Raw genomic sequence first — 16,046 nt, 5'->3', positions numbered from 1 at the left:
GCACCCGGCTGCCCTCCTGCTCATGCTCTGGAGGTTTTTCCCGTGACTGACGACCTGCGCAGCGTCATGCGCCAGTTCGCCACCGGTGTATGCATCGCTACAACCTGCCGCTACACACGGGCCGGTGCCCGCCGCCACAACGCGATCACCGTCAACTCTCTCGCCTCGCTGTCCCTCACCCCGCCACTGGTGAGCTTGAGTTTCCGGGCGGACTCCGAATTTCTCGCCGATGCACTGGCCTCACGCGTGTTCGCCGTCTCCATCCTCGGCGCGGATGCGGAAGGGACGGCTCGTACGTTCTCCGGGCGGCGGCCCGAGCGGGACCGTGCCCTGCGCACCGCCGCCACCCGTCCCGGGGAGCGTACGGGGGCGTTGCTGTTCGCCGGGGCCGGGTGGATGGAGTGCCGCTACTACGACCACTACGCGGTCGGTGACCACGTCCAGGTGATCGGCGAGGCCGTCGCCCTGGGTGCTGCCGGCTCCGCGCACACTCCGCTGATTTTCCTCGGTGGTGGTTTTCACCGCCTCGACACCGAAAGCGCCGCCTCATGAACCGCACCCGTATTTTCGCCGCCACCGCCCTGATTGCCACGAGCATGCTCACCACCCCCACCGCGCACGCCACCGGAGGCAGTACCACCAGGGTCATGTGCGTCACCGACAGCATGGACGGCGGGAAGACCACCGCCGTTGCGCCCGAGGCCGCCGCCTCCCTGAAGCAGCGCACCCGCTCGTACGAAGGGCCGTGTGCCGCGTTCGGCCCCGCCCAGGATCTCGGTAACGGCAACCTGCGCTCCTACACCCAGACCAACCAGGACGGCACCCCCTACGCGGTCGGGGTGACGTTCACCCGGGATGCGCTGGCGGGCCTGCCCACCGACATGAACGACCGTCACCACTGCTACGACGTCAACAGTGACGGGCGCGTGGACCAGGACACCGAATGTGTCGGCGGCTATGAGCACCCCCTTGTCCTGCCGTCGGCCACCACCACAGCGGCGCCGGGCCTGTCCTCCCAGTGGGTACTGACCAACTACAACCCGAAGGGGCACGGCCTGCCCGGCATTTACGACGTCCCGCACTTCGATTTTCACTTCTACCTCAAGCCCAAGTCGGTGCGGGACGCGATCCGTACCGGGCCGTGCGGGCTCGTCATCAACTGCGACGACTACGCCACGGCGACCAAGGAAATCCCTGCCCCGTACATGCCGGCCGGCTACATGGACCACAAGGAAGCCGCCGAAGGCGCCATGGGCAACCACCTCATGGACACCGACGACTCCCCCGAATGGCACGGCCAGCCGTTCACGCACACCTTCATGTACGGAGGGTGGGACGGAGACCTCCTGTTCGAAGAGCCGATGATCACCAAGGCGTGGTTTACGGGCCTCGCTGCCGGGACCAACGCGAACGGCTGCTTCGCCATCAACCAGCCTGCCGCGTGGAAGAACACCGGGTTCTACCCCCGCCAGTACTGCATCAACTACGAGCAGGGCCGCGACGACTTCACCGTGTCGCTCCGCGACTTCTATTCCGCCCCGGGAGCGTGAGAGGTGAACGGGGGATCATCCATCGCCGTCGTGGGGGGCGGCGCAGCGGCGGTGTGCCTGCTCGATGCGCTGGCCGCCTCCACGCTGGCGCCCGGCTCCCTGACCGTGTTCGAGCCGTCCCCGCACCTGTGGCGGGGCAGGCCCTACCAGGTCGACACCGAAACCTTCACGATCAACATGGTGCCCGCCGACATGTCGGTACGCGCGGGGGATCCGGAGCATTTCGCGTACTGGCTCGCCGGCCGCGACCGGATCACGAAAAGCGTCACGGTGCCCGATCCGCACTCTGGGGCCCGCTTCATCGCTCGCACCATTTACGGCGAATACCTCGAACACACCGCGTACAGCGCCATGGGCAGGCTGCGCCGCAAAGGCTGGCGTGTCGATCTGATCGGCGCGCCGGTGACCTCGGCTGCACGCTGTGCGCAGCGGGTCATGCTCCAGACGAAAGACGGCCGGGCCCGTGTCTTCGACTACGCCGTGCTGTGCGTAGGGAGGGGGGCGCCGGAGGATCTCTACAGTCTGGCGGGGGCCGAGGGATATATCGGGGATCCGTATCCGGCGGTCGACCGGCTTCACGAGATCGGCATGGACGATCACGTGGCGATCCTCGGCAGCGGGCTGACGGCCGTCGACACCGTGCGGTACCTGGCCGCGACGGGGCATCAAGGCAGCATCACGCTGGTCTCCCGCAACGGGGTGCTGCCCGCGGTGCGGCAGCGGCCGGCTGACTTCACGGTGAAAAACCTGACCCAGCCGCGCATGCAGGCCCTCGCGGCGCAGGGCGGGACGTTGTCGCTGGCCGAGCTGGCCGCCATGTGCCGCAGCGAACTCGTCCAGGCCGACAGTGACCCGGACAGGGTTTTCGCGGAAATCGGTTCCACGTTCACCGAAAAGCCGCTGGACCGGCTGCGCCGTCAGCTGTCTCTGGTCGACGACACGGATCTGGGGCTGCGCATATTGCAGCGAGCCATTCCCGACACCGGGCCCGACGTGTGGCCGCAGCTGACGGAGAAGGACAAGAAGCATCTGCTGCGCCATCACCACCGGGCGCTGATGAGCCTGTGCTGCCCGATGCCGCCCGCCTCGGCCGCCCTGCTGCTGGAGCTGGCGGACGCAGGACAGCTGTCCGTGCAAGGGGGGCTGCGCCATATCGCCCCAGAAGGCAATGCCAGTTTCACGCTCACCACGGCTGGCGGCACCTTCACGGCCGACCGGATCGTCAACACCATCAGCCCTTCCGCCCAGCGCATCCCGCACGCGGCCCAGCGCCTGGTCACCTCCCTGCTGCGCTCGCGCAACGTGGCCGTCAACCCCTACGGAGGCCTGACCATCGAACGCGCCACCAGCCGCCTGACGGTCGCCGGACAGACGGATCCGTGCCTGTATGCGCTGGGAGACCTCGCGGCCGGCGCTCTGTTTTTCACCTGGGGAATTCCCTCGCTGGTCGACCGGGCCCGCGACATCACCGACGCCATCACCGCCCACCAGACGGCCGCCGCGCTGACGCCCGCGCTGGTGAGCGCCTGACCCAAGGAGAACACCGTGACCAGCGAAGGCGTGCGCCCTGTTTTCCTCGCGGATACGGCCACCGGGCTGCCCATCCCCGCCGACAAGACATTCGCCACCGTCACCGAGCACCGCCGTCACGTCAAGCAGCGCCTGGCCGCCGCCCTGCGCCTGTTCGGCCGCGAGGGCTTCGGGGAGGGAATATCGGGACACATCTCTGTCCGCGACCCCCAGTACACCGACCAGTTCTGGGTGAACCCGTTCGGAGTGTCCTTCAACCGGGTCACCGTCGCCGACATGATCCGTGTCGACCTCGAAGGCCGGGTGGTGGCGGGATCGCGGAAGGTGAATCCGTCCGCATTTGTCATCCACGCCGCGATCCACCAGCAGTACCCGAACCTGCACGCCATCGCGCACGCCCACACGCCCTACTCCCGCGCGCTCGGCTCGCTGGGCCGGCTGCTGGAGCCCATCGACCAGGAATCGGCCGCCTTCCATGGCCGCCAGGCCCTGTACGAGGCGTACGAGGGTCCCTCGGTCACTGTGGAGCAGGGCCGCGACATCGCTGCCCACGTCGGGGACAACAGCGCCCTGGTGCTGCGCCACCACGGCCTGATCACCGTCGGCGGTTCGATCGAGGAAGCCGTCCACCGGTTCTTCACCTATGACTCCTGCGCCCAGGTGCAGCTGCTGGCTCGCGCTGCCGGAAAACCCCACGCTTTCACCGCCGCCCAGGCCGAGGCCGCCGCCCAAGGGTTCGGCGATACGCAGCTGGCCCGCTTCAGCTTCGAGCTGCTCTGGGACGAGATCACCCACGACCAGCCCGATTTCCTCAACGAAAGCTAAGGCGCATCCGCGCCCCTACGTCTGCATTTGCGAAGGGAAAACCCGTGAAAATCCTTCTGTTCGGCGCTTCCGGGAACATCGGCTCGACGATCACCCACGAACTCATCGCCCGTGGGCACCACGTCACCGGTGTGACCCGCTCCGGGAACACCACCACCACCGGAAATTACACCGCCCAGGCCGGCGACGTCCGTGACGCCCGCACCGTGGCCGACCTGGCGGAAGGCCACGACGTGGTGGTGTCCGCGATCGGCCCCCGCCACGACGGGAGAGACGAGGACCGCGACATCATCGTGGGCGCCACCGCAGCCCTCATTTCCGGCCTGCGACTGACCGACGTCACGCGCCTGGTGGTCCTGGGCGGCGCGGGCAGTCTGCTGACCGCGCCCGGTGTCCGCGTCATCGACTCCCCGCACTTCCCCGAGATGTGGAAGGCGAACGCCTCCGCCCAGAACGAGGCGCTGGAAATGTACCGGCAGGTCAGTGACCTGGACTGGACGTTCGTCTCGCCCCCCAAGCTGATCGAGCCCGGGGAGCGGACCGGCGCCTACCGCAAGGGCGGCGATGAGTTGCTGACCACCGCGAATGGCGACTCGAAGATCAGCATCCCCGACTTCGCGATCGGTTTCGCCGACGAGGTCGAGCGGGGTTCCGCGATCCGCGCCCGTATCAGCCTCGCCTACTGACCTTTCCCCCTACAGCCCCCCGGCCCTGCTGCACACGGGCCGGGGGCTCCTGGAGAAAACGATGACGAAAACCCAAGCCACCGTCCGCTTCACCATCCTCCTCGGCGCCCTGACCGCACTCGGGCCCCTGGCCAACGACACGTATTTGCCCGGCCTGCCGCAGATCGCTGACCAGATGCACGCCTCGGCTTCCGCCACCCAGTTGTCCTTGACCGCCTGCCTGGTCGGACTCGGCACCGGCCAGATGATCGCCGGACCCATCTCCGACCGTCTCGGGCGACGCGGCCCCCTCATGGCCGGACTGCTCCTGTTCATCGCCGCAGGGGTGGCTTGCTCCTTTGCCCCCAACATCTGGCTGCTGGTGGTGTTGCGGCTGATCCAGGGCATCGGCGGTGCCACCGGCATCGTCATCGCCTCCGCCATCGTCCGCGACCGCCATGAAGGCGCAGCAGCCGCACGCCTGTTCTCCACCCTGATCCTCGTCACCGGACTCGCGCCCACCCTCGCCCCGCTGGCTGGTGGGCAGTTGCTGCGCTTCACCGACTGGCGCGGTATTTTCCTGGCTCTGGCCCTGGTCGGTGTCGTCATCGGCCTGGCCTGCACGATGTTCCTGCCCGAAACGCATCCCGCCCCGAACCGCCGCCGGGGCCCGGCAGCCAAGGGCGCCTTCAAGACCCTGCTCGCCGACCGCAATTACGTGGGCTGCCTGCTGTCGATCGGGTTCGGATTCGCCGCCATGTTCGCCTACATCGCCGGCGCCCCCTTCGTCCTGCAAGATATCCACGGCCTGTCCCCGCAGGGGTTTTCCTACGTGTTCGGCGTCAACGCCCTCGGTCTGGTCATCGCCGCCCAGATCACCGGCCGTATCGTCCACAAGACCGGACCCCGGCGTCTTCTCGGGGTAGGAGTAACCGCCTGCGCCCTGGGAGGTGTGGCCACCTTCGCCTGCGCCTTCACCGACGCCCCGCTGGCCGCGCTGCTCGTCTCGCTGTTCGTGGTGGTCGCCTCCGTCGGCCTGATCATGCCGACCTCCATGGGGCTGGCCATGAACGACCATGGCAACATCGCTGGGTCGGCTGCCGCTCTCATCGGCTTCTTCCAGCACGTCATCGGCGCCGCCATGGTCCCGCTGGTCGGCCTGGCAGGAAAAACCTCTGCCGTGCCCATGGGCATCCTCACCGCCGCCCTCGGTCTGGCAGCGCTGGCCTCCTTCGCCCTCACCCGCACCAAGTCGGCCCCCGCCCGCGTGGTACCGCAGCCGGTGAAGGCAGTGTCATGACTGGGAAGGCTTTCCTCAACGGCGGCCCCGCCATCACCCCCGCCGTGGCCACGCTCGCCGACGCACTGATACGTACCGCGCAGTGCCACGGCCAGCAGAAAATCGTTTTCCTCCACACCAACGGCACGCACACCGCGCTCTCCTATGGCCAGCTGCTGGACAACGCGCGGAAAATACTCGCCGGCCTGCGCCGCACCCTCAACCAGCCCGGCGACATCATCCTTCTCGACACTCCCGACCCCCGGGAGCTGGTCACCGCCTACTGGGCCTGCCACCTGGGCGGCTACGTCCCGCTGCCGGTGCCCGACCGGGACGGCCTGCTCGAACAGGTGTGGACCGCCTATGGGCAGCCCCGCTTCATCACCGGCAGCGGACGCACCATCCCCCCTGGTATGACCCCCTACGCCACCGGAACCTACGAATACCTTCTCGGCCATGCCCCCGACCTGCACCAGCACCAGGGACGGCCCGAAGACCTCGCGCTGCTCCTGCTGACCTCCGGCTCCACTGGCACCCCCAAGGCCGTGCGCCTGACCCACCGCAACATCCTGACCCGCACCGCGGCGACTGCCCACGTCAACCACCTCGACCACCGCCAGCGCACTCTCAACTGGATGCCCCTGGACCATGTCGGCGGCCTGGTCATGTTCCACACCCGCGACACCTACCTGGGCGCCTACCAGGTCCACGCCCCCCAACGGTGGATCCTGGACTACCCGCTGCGCTGGCTGGACACCGTCCACACCCACCGCATCACCTGCACCTGGGCGCCCAACTACGCTTTCGCGCTCGTCAACGACGCCCTCCAAGTTGTCAGCGGTACCCCGTGGGATCTGACCTGCCTGACCTACATCATGAACGGCGGGGAACCCCTCCACGCCGACGTCATCAAGAACTTCATGACCGGCCTGGCTCTCTACGGGTTGCCGCGCGATGCCATGTATCCGGGCTGGGGCATGTCGGAAACCTCCTCCGGCATCACCGACTGCCGGTTCACCGAATATCTCGGCCAGCGCTACGTACCCGTCGGGCGCCCCCAACCCGGCACCCGCATCCGCATCGTCACCGACGACGGCAACCTGGCCGACAAAAACACCCTCGGCCACGTCCAGGTCGCCGGAGCCGCCGTCACCGACGGATATCATTACGGCGACAACCAGACCCGGCAGTCCTTCACCCCCGACGGCTGGTTCACAACTGGGGACCTCGGCTATATCGACGGCACCATCCTGACCGTCACCGGCCGCGCCGACGACCGGATCACCCTCGCCGGCGTCATCTACCACGGCCACGAAATCGAAGCCGCCGTGGAAGAACTCGACATCGCCGCCCCCACCTACACGGTGGCCACTCCCGTCACCACAACGGCCGGGGAAAACCTCGCCGTGTTCTTCCACCCGAAAAACGGCCACCCCACCCCTGTCGAACTGGGCACCCTGCACGGCATGCTCGCCGCCCGCTTCGGCATCACCGGTGCCCGCCTGCTGCCCGTCGGCAAGGACGACATCCCCAAAACGGGCATCGGCAAGCTCCGCCGTGCCCCGCTGCGCCAGCGCTACGAAAGCACCCCCGAAGCCACCTGGACACCCGTCCCCTAAAGCGGGAGAAGACCGCACTCCCCGGCCCTGTGCGGCCCTCTCCCAGGCGCGGCAGCCTCATCCCACCCCCTTCGGGACAGGCTGCCGCGCCTTCCTCCTGCCATGTTCCGCCCAGAAAGGAACCCCTCTGTCATGCCCCTGCACGAAGACCTGCGCCCGCTGCCCGGCGAACCCGTCGCCCTCGACCTCGTCAACACCCGCTACCGTGACCGCACCGGGCACATCGACCTGATCAACACCCGGGCCGCCCTCAACCGATGGCTGCACACCAGCGGCCACCTCAAGGACTACCCCGACCCCTACCAGTTCGCCGACGACTACGCGTTCACCGTCATCTGCCGCGCCCGCGACATCCTCACCCAGTTCCTGGCCGACGCCGCCGACCCGAACGCGCTGGCCCGCTTCAACACCCTGCTGAGCCACGGCCGCATGCGTCACGAACTGACGCCCACCGGCCCGGTCCAGCACCTCGACATCGACGATCCTGCCCACCTCATCGGTTATCTCGCCGCCGTCAGCTACCTCACCCTCCTCACCCGCGACCTCGACCGGCTGCGGACCTGCGCCAACGACTGCGGCCTGTATTTTTTCGACACCTCGCGCAACGGCTCGCGCCGCTGGTGCTCCCGGGAAGGCTGCGGCAACCGGGTCCGCGTCGCCCGCCACTACGCCCGCCGAAGAAACAGCGCCTGACCAGCGCAAAACCCCCGCCCCTCCCCGGACAACCGGAAAAGGAGCGGGGGTTTTCTGTTCCGCTCAGCGTTCTTCGCGGACCGGGCGACCCGGCGTGGAGGAAGTACTGCGCTGCCGTGGGATGAATACCACCGGCTGCGCTGCACTGGCCTGCCCCTTGCGGTGCCGTCCCCGCCGGAGGACCCGCACCACACCGGGCCGTGCCGCATACAGCCCGGCCAGCAGCTCGGGGACCACCAGGACCAGCAGCACGATCAGCGGGACATCCCAGCCGCCGCTCAGGCTGTGCACAAACCCGATGGCGAACGGGCCGAAGCCGGCCAGGAGATAGCCGCCGGTCTGCGCGACACCCGACAGCCGCGCCGTCGCCGCCGCATCCGTGGTGCGCAGGCTCAGCAAGGTCATGGCCAGCGGGAACGCTCCGCCCGTCGCGATGCCCAGGATCAGTACCCACGCCCAGCCCGCGGACGGCGCGATCCAGATACCACCCAGGCCCACGACTTTCGCGGCGAAAACGGCCACGACCAGGGGCCGTTGATCGTCCATGCGTGCGGCGGCCACCGGCATCACCAGCCCCAGGGGTACCCCCAAAGCGAGCATCACGGACATCATCGTGCCCGCCGTCGCCGCCGAATATCCCCGGGACTGCATGATCTCGGGCAGCCACGCCACCAGGACATAGAACGCCAGACACACCAGCCCCAGAAACGCGATGATCGCCCCGGCCACCGGCGAGCGCAGCAGATTTTCCTCCCCGGCCGGCTCGGCCTCCCTGGCCGTAGCGGTGACTACACGGTCCTCGCCGCCCGGGGCTGCTCCCCACGTGAGGGAGCCGACAGCGGCCGGGAGCGCCCACAGGGCCAGTGCGATCTGCCAGCCCGCGCTCTGGGACACCGGGACCGCGATGCCGGCCGCGACCGCTCCCGAGAGGGCCATCAGCATCATGGCCAGCCCGGTCACGGTGCCGAGGCGGGCGGCGTAGTGGCGTTTGATGACGGCAACGATCAGGACGTTGCCCAGGGCGATCCCGCCACCGGCCAGAATCGTTCCCGCATACAGCGCCACAAGCCACGGTACGGCGCGCAGCGCGGCCCCGGCGGCAATCAGGCCCAGCGCACAGCTGACAGCGCCCCGTTCTCCGATCCGCCGGGCGAGGCGGGGTGCGAGGAAGGAGAAGAGGCCCAGGCACAGCACGGGCAGCGTGGTGAGTACATCGACGGCTGTCGCCGACAGCCGTAAGGCGTCCTTCAGGGCCGACAGGATCGGCGGGACTGAGGTGATTGCCGCGCGTAGATTGACGGCCAGCAAAATGACGCCGGCCAGCAGCCACACCTGTTTTCGTCGTGAGGACACAGAGGGCATGGTCATGGTTTTCCCCCGGGAAAAGGGCGACGGCCCCCCGCCCCATCCGGGGTAAAGGATGAGGCAGGAAGCCGCCGGGTCTTACGGGACGGTCGCAGAAGGTCAGACGGCGACGGAACGTACGGCCTGCTGTGCCTTCAGCTTGGAGTGGAACGGACAGGCCGCCAGCGACGCGGTGGACGCGGTCGCACCGGTGTCACCCAGCAGCTTCAGGAGTTCCTGGGAGAGAAGGTCGGGCCTGCCCTTGAGGGCGTCGGCCAGCTGCTGGTCGGTGGAGAACACCATCTGGGCCGCAATGTTGTCCTGGACGATGCGGGCGAGGTTGTCGAGGGCCACATCGACCGCGTTCGCGATCGACGGGGCCTGACAGGGCAGGTCGATCAGGTGGCTGTCGGCCATCCCGGCGTCCATGAAGTGCTTGATGATGATCGAGTTCTGGTTCAGCTCGCTGGTGGTCCACATCGACAGGACCACCACGTACAGCTCGTGCCAGCGGTCGGCGCCGACCTTGGTCTTCCAGCGGGTGAAGAGATCCTTGACGGCCTCGATCTGGACTTTCGCCGCCCAGTACATGTTCTGCTTGATGTCGTCGCCGACCTTGCCGGTGAAGTCCTCGAAGCCCTTCATGTCGAAGGTACGGCGCCGGATGATGTCGTTCGCGTACGTCATGCCCGCGTCCAGGATGTGCGCGCAGGACACCTTCAGGTCGGTGGGCAGCCCGGCCTGTTCCAGGGTGCGCCGGGCGGTGTCGAGGTCGGCGACGAACTTCGTCAGCGGGTCGACCCAGTCCGTCTTGCCCGGCCCCGCGTACGCGGTCATCGCCAGATCCCGGGCATACATGTCCTTCTGCCCGGCTGGAACGCGGGGGTCAAGGTATGGCGCGATGACGGAGAAGATCCCCAGCGGGACGTGTGCGATGGACTTCGCCAGCTGGAAAATCTGGTCGATCGGCTCCTCCACGAACCGCTGACCGTCCAGGACCAGGGTGTACTTACCGCCCTGCATGCCGTTCTCCACCACGATGACCGGCGTCAGCTGCTGCGTCACCCCGACCCGCAGCTTGTCGTAGTTGGTGCGCATGTCGGTGTCGACCTGAAGGATGTTGCCGCGCGCGGTGACCTGGTCGCCGGCCGCGTCCCCGCTGCCTGCCGGAGCCGCCGCATCCGGGGCAACCGCTCCGGCTGGCGAGGCTCCCGCGCCGGTCAGGAAAGTCGCCGCCGCCGCTGCGGTGGTGGTCGCCGCAATGAAGTTTCTTCGCGTACTCATGCTCCCGTTTCCCCCCTGGGAATAGGACTGTTTTCCGGGTGATACCGCCACTACAGGCCTCCCAGGGACTCTGCGCGGAACGGACGATCGCCGGAAGGGCGACGGCAACGTATGGGTGAACCGCGCGGGGATCCTCGAGACCTAGAACAGGCACTTCCGCAATCCGGAAGATACTTTCCGGACTGCGGCGGCGAGAGCGAGATTAATGGCCCGAACGGATCGTTCGAAGCTCGAAAACAGCTGGATGACACTAATGGGAGGAAATGTCGAGTAAATCTCCACAAGTGGAGCGTTCCGTCCCGCCACCGGCGCGTTATATTCCGCCCTGCGGAATAATTCCTGACCTTTTTCCGGTAAAATCGCCCATGCTTCCCCGCGCGTGGGCTAGGCAGCTATTCGAACACGCTCTACAGCTTCCACGAGTATGTGGCTGATCCTCGCCGGTAGCATCACACTCCTTCAGCCACACGGCGAAGCCACTCCATGCAAAAACCCCCGTTCCGAAGAACGGGGGTTCAGGAGGGCTGGCGATGGCAGTCAGGGCTTCAGCGCGACCTCCGCGTCGGCCTCCTCCAGCAGCGGAATCCCGGCCTGGACGGCGTTGAGGATCATCGCCCGTACGTCCTCACGGACGACCGCAGCGGTCCCGCCGCTGGTCTCGAGACTGTGCCCAAAGGCCCACTGGGCTGGGATGGGGAGGTCCCCGGTCAGGCTCACGGAGATCTTCATCAGGGGCTCCTAATAGGACTCCGTTAGGTCTCAGGCGATCTTGTCGCTCTCTGCTGGTAGGAGCGGGGTAGCAGTTGGTGGCAGGTGGTGCAGATGCGGGTCCAGCACCTCAGCGTGTCCTGGAGGAGGTCGAGGACGAGGTAGAGGGTGAGACCGGCGTGGGGGCTTTTGGGGAGGGCCGCTGCTCGGTGAGGAAGGCGTGGGCGGCGGTGGCGAGGGTGACGTGGTGGTGCCGGCCGGGCCAGGAGCGTCCTTCGAAGTGGTCCAGGCCCAGGCCGTGTTTGAGTTTGCGGTTGTCGTGCTCGATGCGCCAGCGCAGTTTCGCGCAGCTGACCAGGTCCTCCAGTGGGGTGTCGGTGGGCAGGTCGGAGAACCAGTACTTGGTGGGCTCTTCGGCGTCGGTGGGCCATTGGGCCAGCAGTCACAGGTCGGGCAGGACGCCGTCCCACCGGCCCTGCTCGGCCGGGGCCCGGGGCTTGAGCGGGCGGACGACGGGGTTGCCGGCCGGGCGCACGTGCAGGGCAGCGAAACGGGAGCGCATCGGGCCGGGGGAGTCCTGGCGTCAGGTGACGTCGGTGAACGCCTCGCGCCTCAGGTTGGTGGCGTGCGTGGCCACGCTCAGGGGTGCCTGGCGGTAGCGGGCAGTGGCGTGCAGCAGGGCGATCCGCGACGGTGGCCGACAACTTCCTTGCGAGCAGGCCTTGTTCAACGCGTAGCGATCCGTCTGGGTAGTTCCCGGCTGGCTCCGGCGGCGTCAGATCACGCCGCTCTCCTGCCGCTTCGTGGGTGCGTTGGCCGAAATGGGACTGAAACGGGGTGTCGGCTGTGCTGGGTTCGGGGCCGCCCGGCGATGCCGAGCGACCTCTCAGTGACAGCGGCCCGTCTCCCGGGTACGGCCATCAATACCCCGGCGGCAATCCGGCTAGGTTCCGTCTCTTCGATCATGATCGGAGCCAGATGAGGAGTGCTGCGGCGGTGACGGTGCCGAGGTAGACGTATCCGCGCTTGTCGTACCGCGTCGCGGCGGCTCTGAACTGCTTCAGCTTGTTCACCGCCCGCTCGACGGTGTTGCGCTGCTTGTACCGCGCCGGGCTGAAAGCCGGCGGCCGTCCGCCGCGCGAGCCTTTGCGCAGGCGGACGGCCCGGCTGTCGCTCTTCTCCGGGATCACGCACCGGATGCCGCTCCGCCGCAGGTAGGCACGGATGACGCCGTTGCTGTAGGCCCGGTCCGCACTGACGCTGTCCGGCCTCCGGCGCGGCCGGCCAGGTCCCGTGCGGGGCACGCGGAGCTTGTCCAGCACCGGTTCGAACTGGGTGCAGTCCGCCCGTTGGCCCGGGGTGACGACCAGGGACAGCGGCGGCACTTGCCGTCCGCGGCCAGGTGGACCTTGGTGCTCAGACCGCCGCGGGACCGGCCGAGGGCCTCGCCGACCGGACCGCCTCCTCCAGGAACGCCAGCAGGCTCCGGCGAACTGCTCTGTGCAGGGCCCCCTTTGACACGGTGGGTGCCGGAGGTGAGTCCTTGCGGGCGCCGGCGGCATGCTGGTGAGCTCTGACGGAAGTGGAGTCGATGTAGATGCCCCAGTCGATGTCACCTGACGCGTCGGCCGCGGCCTGGACATGCTGGAGCAGACGCTCCCAGGTGCCGTCGGCCGACCACAGCAGGTGCCGCTTGTGCACCGTCTGCCACGGACCGAACCGCTCGGGCAGCTCACGCCACTGACAGCTGGTACCGAGCCGGTGAATGATCCCGTTGATCACCTGCCGGTGATCCCGCCACCGCCCGCACCGGTTGTTGCTCAGCGGCAGCAGCGGCTCCAGCACCGCCCACTCGTCAACCGTCAGATCCCCCCTGCTCAACATGACCCGAACAACGAATCACATGATCGGAGAGGCACGACTTAGTGCTGGAAGAGTACTTCCGGATTGTTCGGCGAGGGGCCGTCCAGCAGCGGACTGTGGATCCCCTTCAGCGTCTGGTCGAAGAACGCTGTCACGTACTCACGCGTGATCACGATTCCACGTTCGGGGTCGAGGGGCGGCGTCGGATACCCGGCCTGCTCCTCCAGCAGGTCCATGTCGGTGAAGCTGGGGTGGTTGGCGCCGATGACCGCCAGCCACTTCTTGTAGCCGCCGAGGGCGTCCCATGTCCGCCCCCACGTGTCGTCGTGGCCGCGTTCGGTTTCACCCAGCATGAGGAACGGCCGGTTGATCTGGCCGGGCATCGGAACCGGGATGAAGGAGCCGTCCATGTTCACGCCGGCCCATACGCGCGGATCGGCGATCATCGTGGTGACGGCCGACGCCCCGCCGATGGAGTGTCCGGCCATGCCGATCTCGTGCTTGTTGATGAGGTGTGCCAGGCGCCACGCGGTATTGCCATGCGTCAACTGGTCGATCACGAAGGACATGTCCAGCGCGCGGCTGGCGGTGACCGTCTTCATGTCGCGGGTCGGGTCATCGCAGATCGCGCACGGCGGCGTCTCGCCGTTCCCCAGCGTTTCGCCGCCGTCCTCGTGGGTCGGGCCGACGAGCGCAACGACGTAGCCGTGACTGGCCAGTTCGGTCGCGAGCGAGGTGAGCGCCGAGCGCTGGTCCCCGAACCCAGGTGAGAGGAGCACCAGCGGATACTTGCCGCGCTGCGGCCGCGCGCGGTCGAAAGCGTGAGTGGTGATGCTGGAAACATTCTGCGGGGTGATGCCGGAGCTCTCCGGTATCTTCGCGCGTTGGATGTGTCCGGCTGCCTCGGCGAGGGTCATGTAAGGGGCCGGAGTCCCGGTCCCGGCGACGGCCGGGTAGACCATCGTGACGGTCAGTTGGCGGGGGCCGGATGACGGCACCCACGGGTCGGGACGGTTCGTGTCGGTGAGGTGGATGACCTCCTCGCCGGCGGCATAGGGACCGGTCGGCGCGGGGAGCGCGCCGTGGAAGGACCGTGTGGGCGCGGTGGCCGTGGCCGGTGCGGTGGCGAACGCGTGCGTGGCCACCGGTGTGGCCGACGGTGTGGCCGTGGCGGCGAACCCGGCACCGGTCCCGGTGACGAGGGCGGCGAGCGCCAGCACCGCGACAGCGCTGATATGGCGATTGCGTTTCATGGGATCGACGCTAGATTCCGTGCCCCCTGTTTCGAATCATCCCGTGGATGTCAGTACTTGGTCAGTATTCCGTGTTGCATACCCCCCGCGAGGTACCGGCGTCATCCCCCGGAATTATGCGGGGCATCGTCGAGCGCCGTCTTCATTGGCTCGACGATGCCGGCAGCGCGTAGTGCTACGACTGGAAGTGAACCTCCGGGTTGGCGGCGGAGGGCCCATCCAGCAGGGTGCTGTGGACCCCCTTCAGCCTTTGGTCGAAGAACGCTGCCACGTAGTCGCGCGTGATCTCCACCCCGCGTTCGGGCGAGAGCTCAGGCGGCACCGGGAATCCGGCCTGCTCGGTGAGCACGGGGAGGTCGGTGAAGCTGCCGTGACGGCACCGACGACGGTCAGCCACTTCTTGTAACCGCCGAGGCCGTTCCAGGCTTCGCCCCATGACGTGTCGATGCCGCTGGGTGACTCGGTCGAGTCCTCGCCGAGCATCATGAACGGCCGGTGCCCGGGTGCCGGGACCGGGTGGAAGGTGCCGTCCAGGTTCACCCCGGCCAGTATGCGCGGGTCGGCGGCCATCGTCGGGGCGGCCGCCGCGCCGCCGATCGACCACGGCCATGCCGATGTCGTGCTTGTCGATGAGGTGCGCCAGCGGCCAGGCCCGGTTGCCGTGGGTGAGTTGGTCGAGAACGAAGGACACGTCCAGTGCGCGGCTGGCGGTGACGGTGTCCAGGTCGGGCATCGGGGCCGTGCAGAACGGGCACGATGATGTCTGGCCGTTCGCCAACGTCTCACCGCTGTCCTCGTAGGGGTGGCCGATGAGCGCGACGATGTATCCGTGGCTGACCAGCTCGGTCGCCAGGGAGGTGAGCGTCATGCGCGGTTTGCTCCATCCCGCCGAGAGAACCACCAGCGGATACTTGCCGCTCAGCGGCCGAGCGCCGTTGAACGCGTGCGTGGTGACGCCGACCATTTCCTGCGCGCGGCAACCTGATCTGGATCTCCTCCGCCCGTCGCGGCGCAGCCAGCGAGATGAGATGCGCCGGCCACGACAAGCTCTGCGAGCATCTGCGCACCGCCGGCCTGGGCGCCCTGGCGGACCTCGGCTTCGTTGGCCTGGACGACAACCCCGACGACCCGGTGGTCATCACCGGGGTCAAGCGGACCCGGAAAAGAAGCTCACCGCCGGGCAGAAGCAGGCCAACCAGCTCATCGCCGCCACCCGCGCCCCCGTCGAGCACGGCTTCGCCGCCTTGAAAAACTGGCGCGTCCTTACGCGGCTGCGACTGAACCCGGCACGGGCCACGGCGCTGCTGCGCGCCCTGCTCGTCCTGACCGCTCTCGAAGTCGCACACTGAAGACAGACGGTCAACTCCGCCGACCACCGCCCACCAACAGCAGAAACACCCACGAACTCTGCCATATAAGCACCCTGGCCAAGG

The 16,046-nt window shown here is 67.8% G+C and carries 14 protein-coding genes and 2 pseudogenes; 9 read left to right on the top strand and 7 right to left on the bottom strand.

All coding sequences use genetic code 11. The features are described 5' to 3' along the window. The first annotated feature begins 42 nt into the window (after nt 1-42). The 8 genes from IE206_RS39305 (at nt 43) to IE206_RS39270 (ending at nt 8,161) form a co-directional block, all read left to right on the top strand. The gene (locus tag IE206_RS39305) at nt 43-552 is read left to right on the top strand and encodes a flavin reductase family protein (protein WP_189971052.1); all 510 of its coding nucleotides are present in this window, start codon (nt 43-45) and stop codon (nt 550-552) included. Further along, nucleotides 549-1,550, top strand: a complete 1,002-nt coding sequence (locus IE206_RS39300) for a DUF5602 domain-containing protein (protein ID WP_189971050.1) — start codon at nt 549-551, stop codon at nt 1,548-1,550. The genes IE206_RS39305 and IE206_RS39300 overlap by 4 nt, the downstream gene beginning before the upstream one ends. A 3-nt stretch (nt 1,551-1,553) precedes the next feature. Beyond that, complete coding sequence (locus IE206_RS39295; protein WP_189971047.1) at nt 1,554-3,080, top strand: FAD/NAD(P)-binding protein; 1,527 nt, start codon at nt 1,554-1,556, stop codon at nt 3,078-3,080. Between the two features lie 15 nt (nt 3,081-3,095). Further along, nucleotides 3,096-3,905: a class II aldolase/adducin family protein gene (locus tag IE206_RS39290; RefSeq protein WP_229853365.1), complete on the top strand. Its 810-nt coding sequence runs from the start codon at nt 3,096-3,098 to the stop codon at nt 3,903-3,905. Between the two features lie 44 nt (nt 3,906-3,949). Beyond that, entirely contained in the window at nt 3,950-4,591 is a 642-nt protein-coding gene (locus IE206_RS39285) for an NAD(P)-dependent oxidoreductase (RefSeq protein ID WP_189971045.1), read from the top strand. A gap of 61 nt (nt 4,592-4,652) precedes the next feature. Further along, nucleotides 4,653-5,870, top strand: coding sequence for a multidrug effflux MFS transporter (locus IE206_RS39280; protein ID WP_189971043.1), 1,218 nt, complete (start codon nt 4,653-4,655; stop codon nt 5,868-5,870). Beyond that, complete coding sequence (locus IE206_RS39275) at nt 5,867-7,468, top strand: AMP-binding protein (RefSeq protein WP_189971041.1); 1,602 nt, start codon at nt 5,867-5,869, stop codon at nt 7,466-7,468. Before IE206_RS39280 ends, IE206_RS39275 begins: the two co-directional genes overlap by 4 nt. Nucleotides 7,469-7,600: 132 nt before the next feature. Beyond that, nucleotides 7,601-8,161, top strand: coding sequence for a CGNR zinc finger domain-containing protein (locus tag IE206_RS39270; RefSeq protein WP_189971040.1), 561 nt, complete (start codon nt 7,601-7,603; stop codon nt 8,159-8,161). Between the two features lie 63 nt (nt 8,162-8,224). Here IE206_RS39270 and IE206_RS39265 read toward each other — a convergent pair whose 3' ends face one another. The 7 genes and pseudogenes from IE206_RS39265 to IE206_RS39235 form a co-directional block, all read right to left on the bottom strand. Continuing rightward, a complete protein-coding gene (locus tag IE206_RS39265; protein WP_229853364.1) occupies nt 8,225-9,529 on the bottom strand; it encodes an MFS transporter in 1,305 nt (434 codons plus the stop codon). Nucleotides 9,530-9,625: 96 nt separating this feature from the next. Then, entirely contained in the window at nt 9,626-10,789 is a 1,164-nt protein-coding gene (locus IE206_RS39260; RefSeq protein ID WP_189971038.1) for a hypothetical protein, read from the bottom strand. Between the two features lie 537 nt (nt 10,790-11,326). Next, on the bottom strand, nt 11,327-11,518 hold the full coding sequence (locus IE206_RS39255; protein WP_189971036.1) for a hypothetical protein: 192 nt from the start codon (nt 11,516-11,518) through the stop codon (nt 11,327-11,329). A gap of 109 nt (nt 11,519-11,627) precedes the next feature. Beyond that, nucleotides 11,628-12,158, bottom strand: a pseudogene (locus tag IE206_RS39250) (transposase); the annotation flags it as partial. 301 nt (nt 12,159-12,459) lie between these two features. Further along, nucleotides 12,460-13,378, bottom strand: a pseudogene (locus tag IE206_RS39245) (IS5 family transposase). 41 nt (nt 13,379-13,419) lie between these two features. Continuing rightward, complete coding sequence (locus IE206_RS39240; RefSeq protein WP_189971034.1) at nt 13,420-14,613, bottom strand: alpha/beta hydrolase family protein; 1,194 nt, start codon at nt 14,611-14,613, stop codon at nt 13,420-13,422. A 175-nt stretch (nt 14,614-14,788) separates the two neighbouring features. Continuing rightward, the gene (locus tag IE206_RS39235) at nt 14,789-15,577 is read right to left on the bottom strand and encodes an alpha/beta hydrolase (protein ID WP_268254468.1); all 789 of its coding nucleotides are present in this window, start codon (nt 15,575-15,577) and stop codon (nt 14,789-14,791) included. Here IE206_RS39235 and IE206_RS39230 point away from each other — a divergent pair. After that, nucleotides 15,480-15,962: a transposase family protein gene (locus IE206_RS39230; RefSeq protein WP_308433983.1), complete on the top strand. Its 483-nt coding sequence runs from the start codon at nt 15,480-15,482 to the stop codon at nt 15,960-15,962. The two genes, IE206_RS39235 and IE206_RS39230, sit on opposite strands and share 98 nt — an antisense overlap. Nucleotides 15,963-16,046: the final 84 nt, after the last annotated feature.

The sequence above is a fragment of the Streptomyces violascens genome (genome assembly GCF_014649955.1).
Taxonomy (GTDB): Bacteria; Actinomycetota; Actinomycetes; order Streptomycetales; family Streptomycetaceae; genus Streptomyces; species Streptomyces violascens.
This window is presented reverse-complemented; position numbering and strand designations above follow the sequence as displayed.

Coding starts and splice junctions, on each gene's coding strand:
- IE206_RS39300 (WP_189971050.1), top strand. CDS start 549: ATGAACCGCACCCGTATTTTCGCCGCCACCGCCCTGATTGCCACGAGC.
- IE206_RS39280 (WP_189971043.1), top strand. CDS start 4,653: ATGACGAAAACCCAAGCCACCGTCCGCTTCACCATCCTCCTCGGCGCC.
- IE206_RS39275 (WP_189971041.1), top strand. CDS start 5,867: ATGACTGGGAAGGCTTTCCTCAACGGCGGCCCCGCCATCACCCCCGCC.
- IE206_RS39270 (WP_189971040.1), top strand. CDS start 7,601: ATGCCCCTGCACGAAGACCTGCGCCCGCTGCCCGGCGAACCCGTCGCC.
- IE206_RS39265 (WP_229853364.1), bottom strand. CDS start 9,529: ATGACCATGCCCTCTGTGTCCTCACGACGAAAACAGGTGTGGCTGCTG.
- IE206_RS39260 (WP_189971038.1), bottom strand. CDS start 10,789: ATGAGTACGCGAAGAAACTTCATTGCGGCGACCACCACCGCAGCGGCG.
- IE206_RS39255 (WP_189971036.1), bottom strand. CDS start 11,518: ATGAAGATCTCCGTGAGCCTGACCGGGGACCTCCCCATCCCAGCCCAG.
- IE206_RS39240 (WP_189971034.1), bottom strand. CDS start 14,613: ATGAAACGCAATCGCCATATCAGCGCTGTCGCGGTGCTGGCGCTCGCC.
- IE206_RS39230 (WP_308433983.1), top strand. CDS start 15,480: ATGCGCGGTTTGCTCCATCCCGCCGAGAGAACCACCAGCGGATACTTG.
- IE206_RS39235 (WP_268254468.1), bottom strand. CDS start 15,577: ATGGTCGGCGTCACCACGCACGCGTTCAACGGCGCTCGGCCGCTGAGC.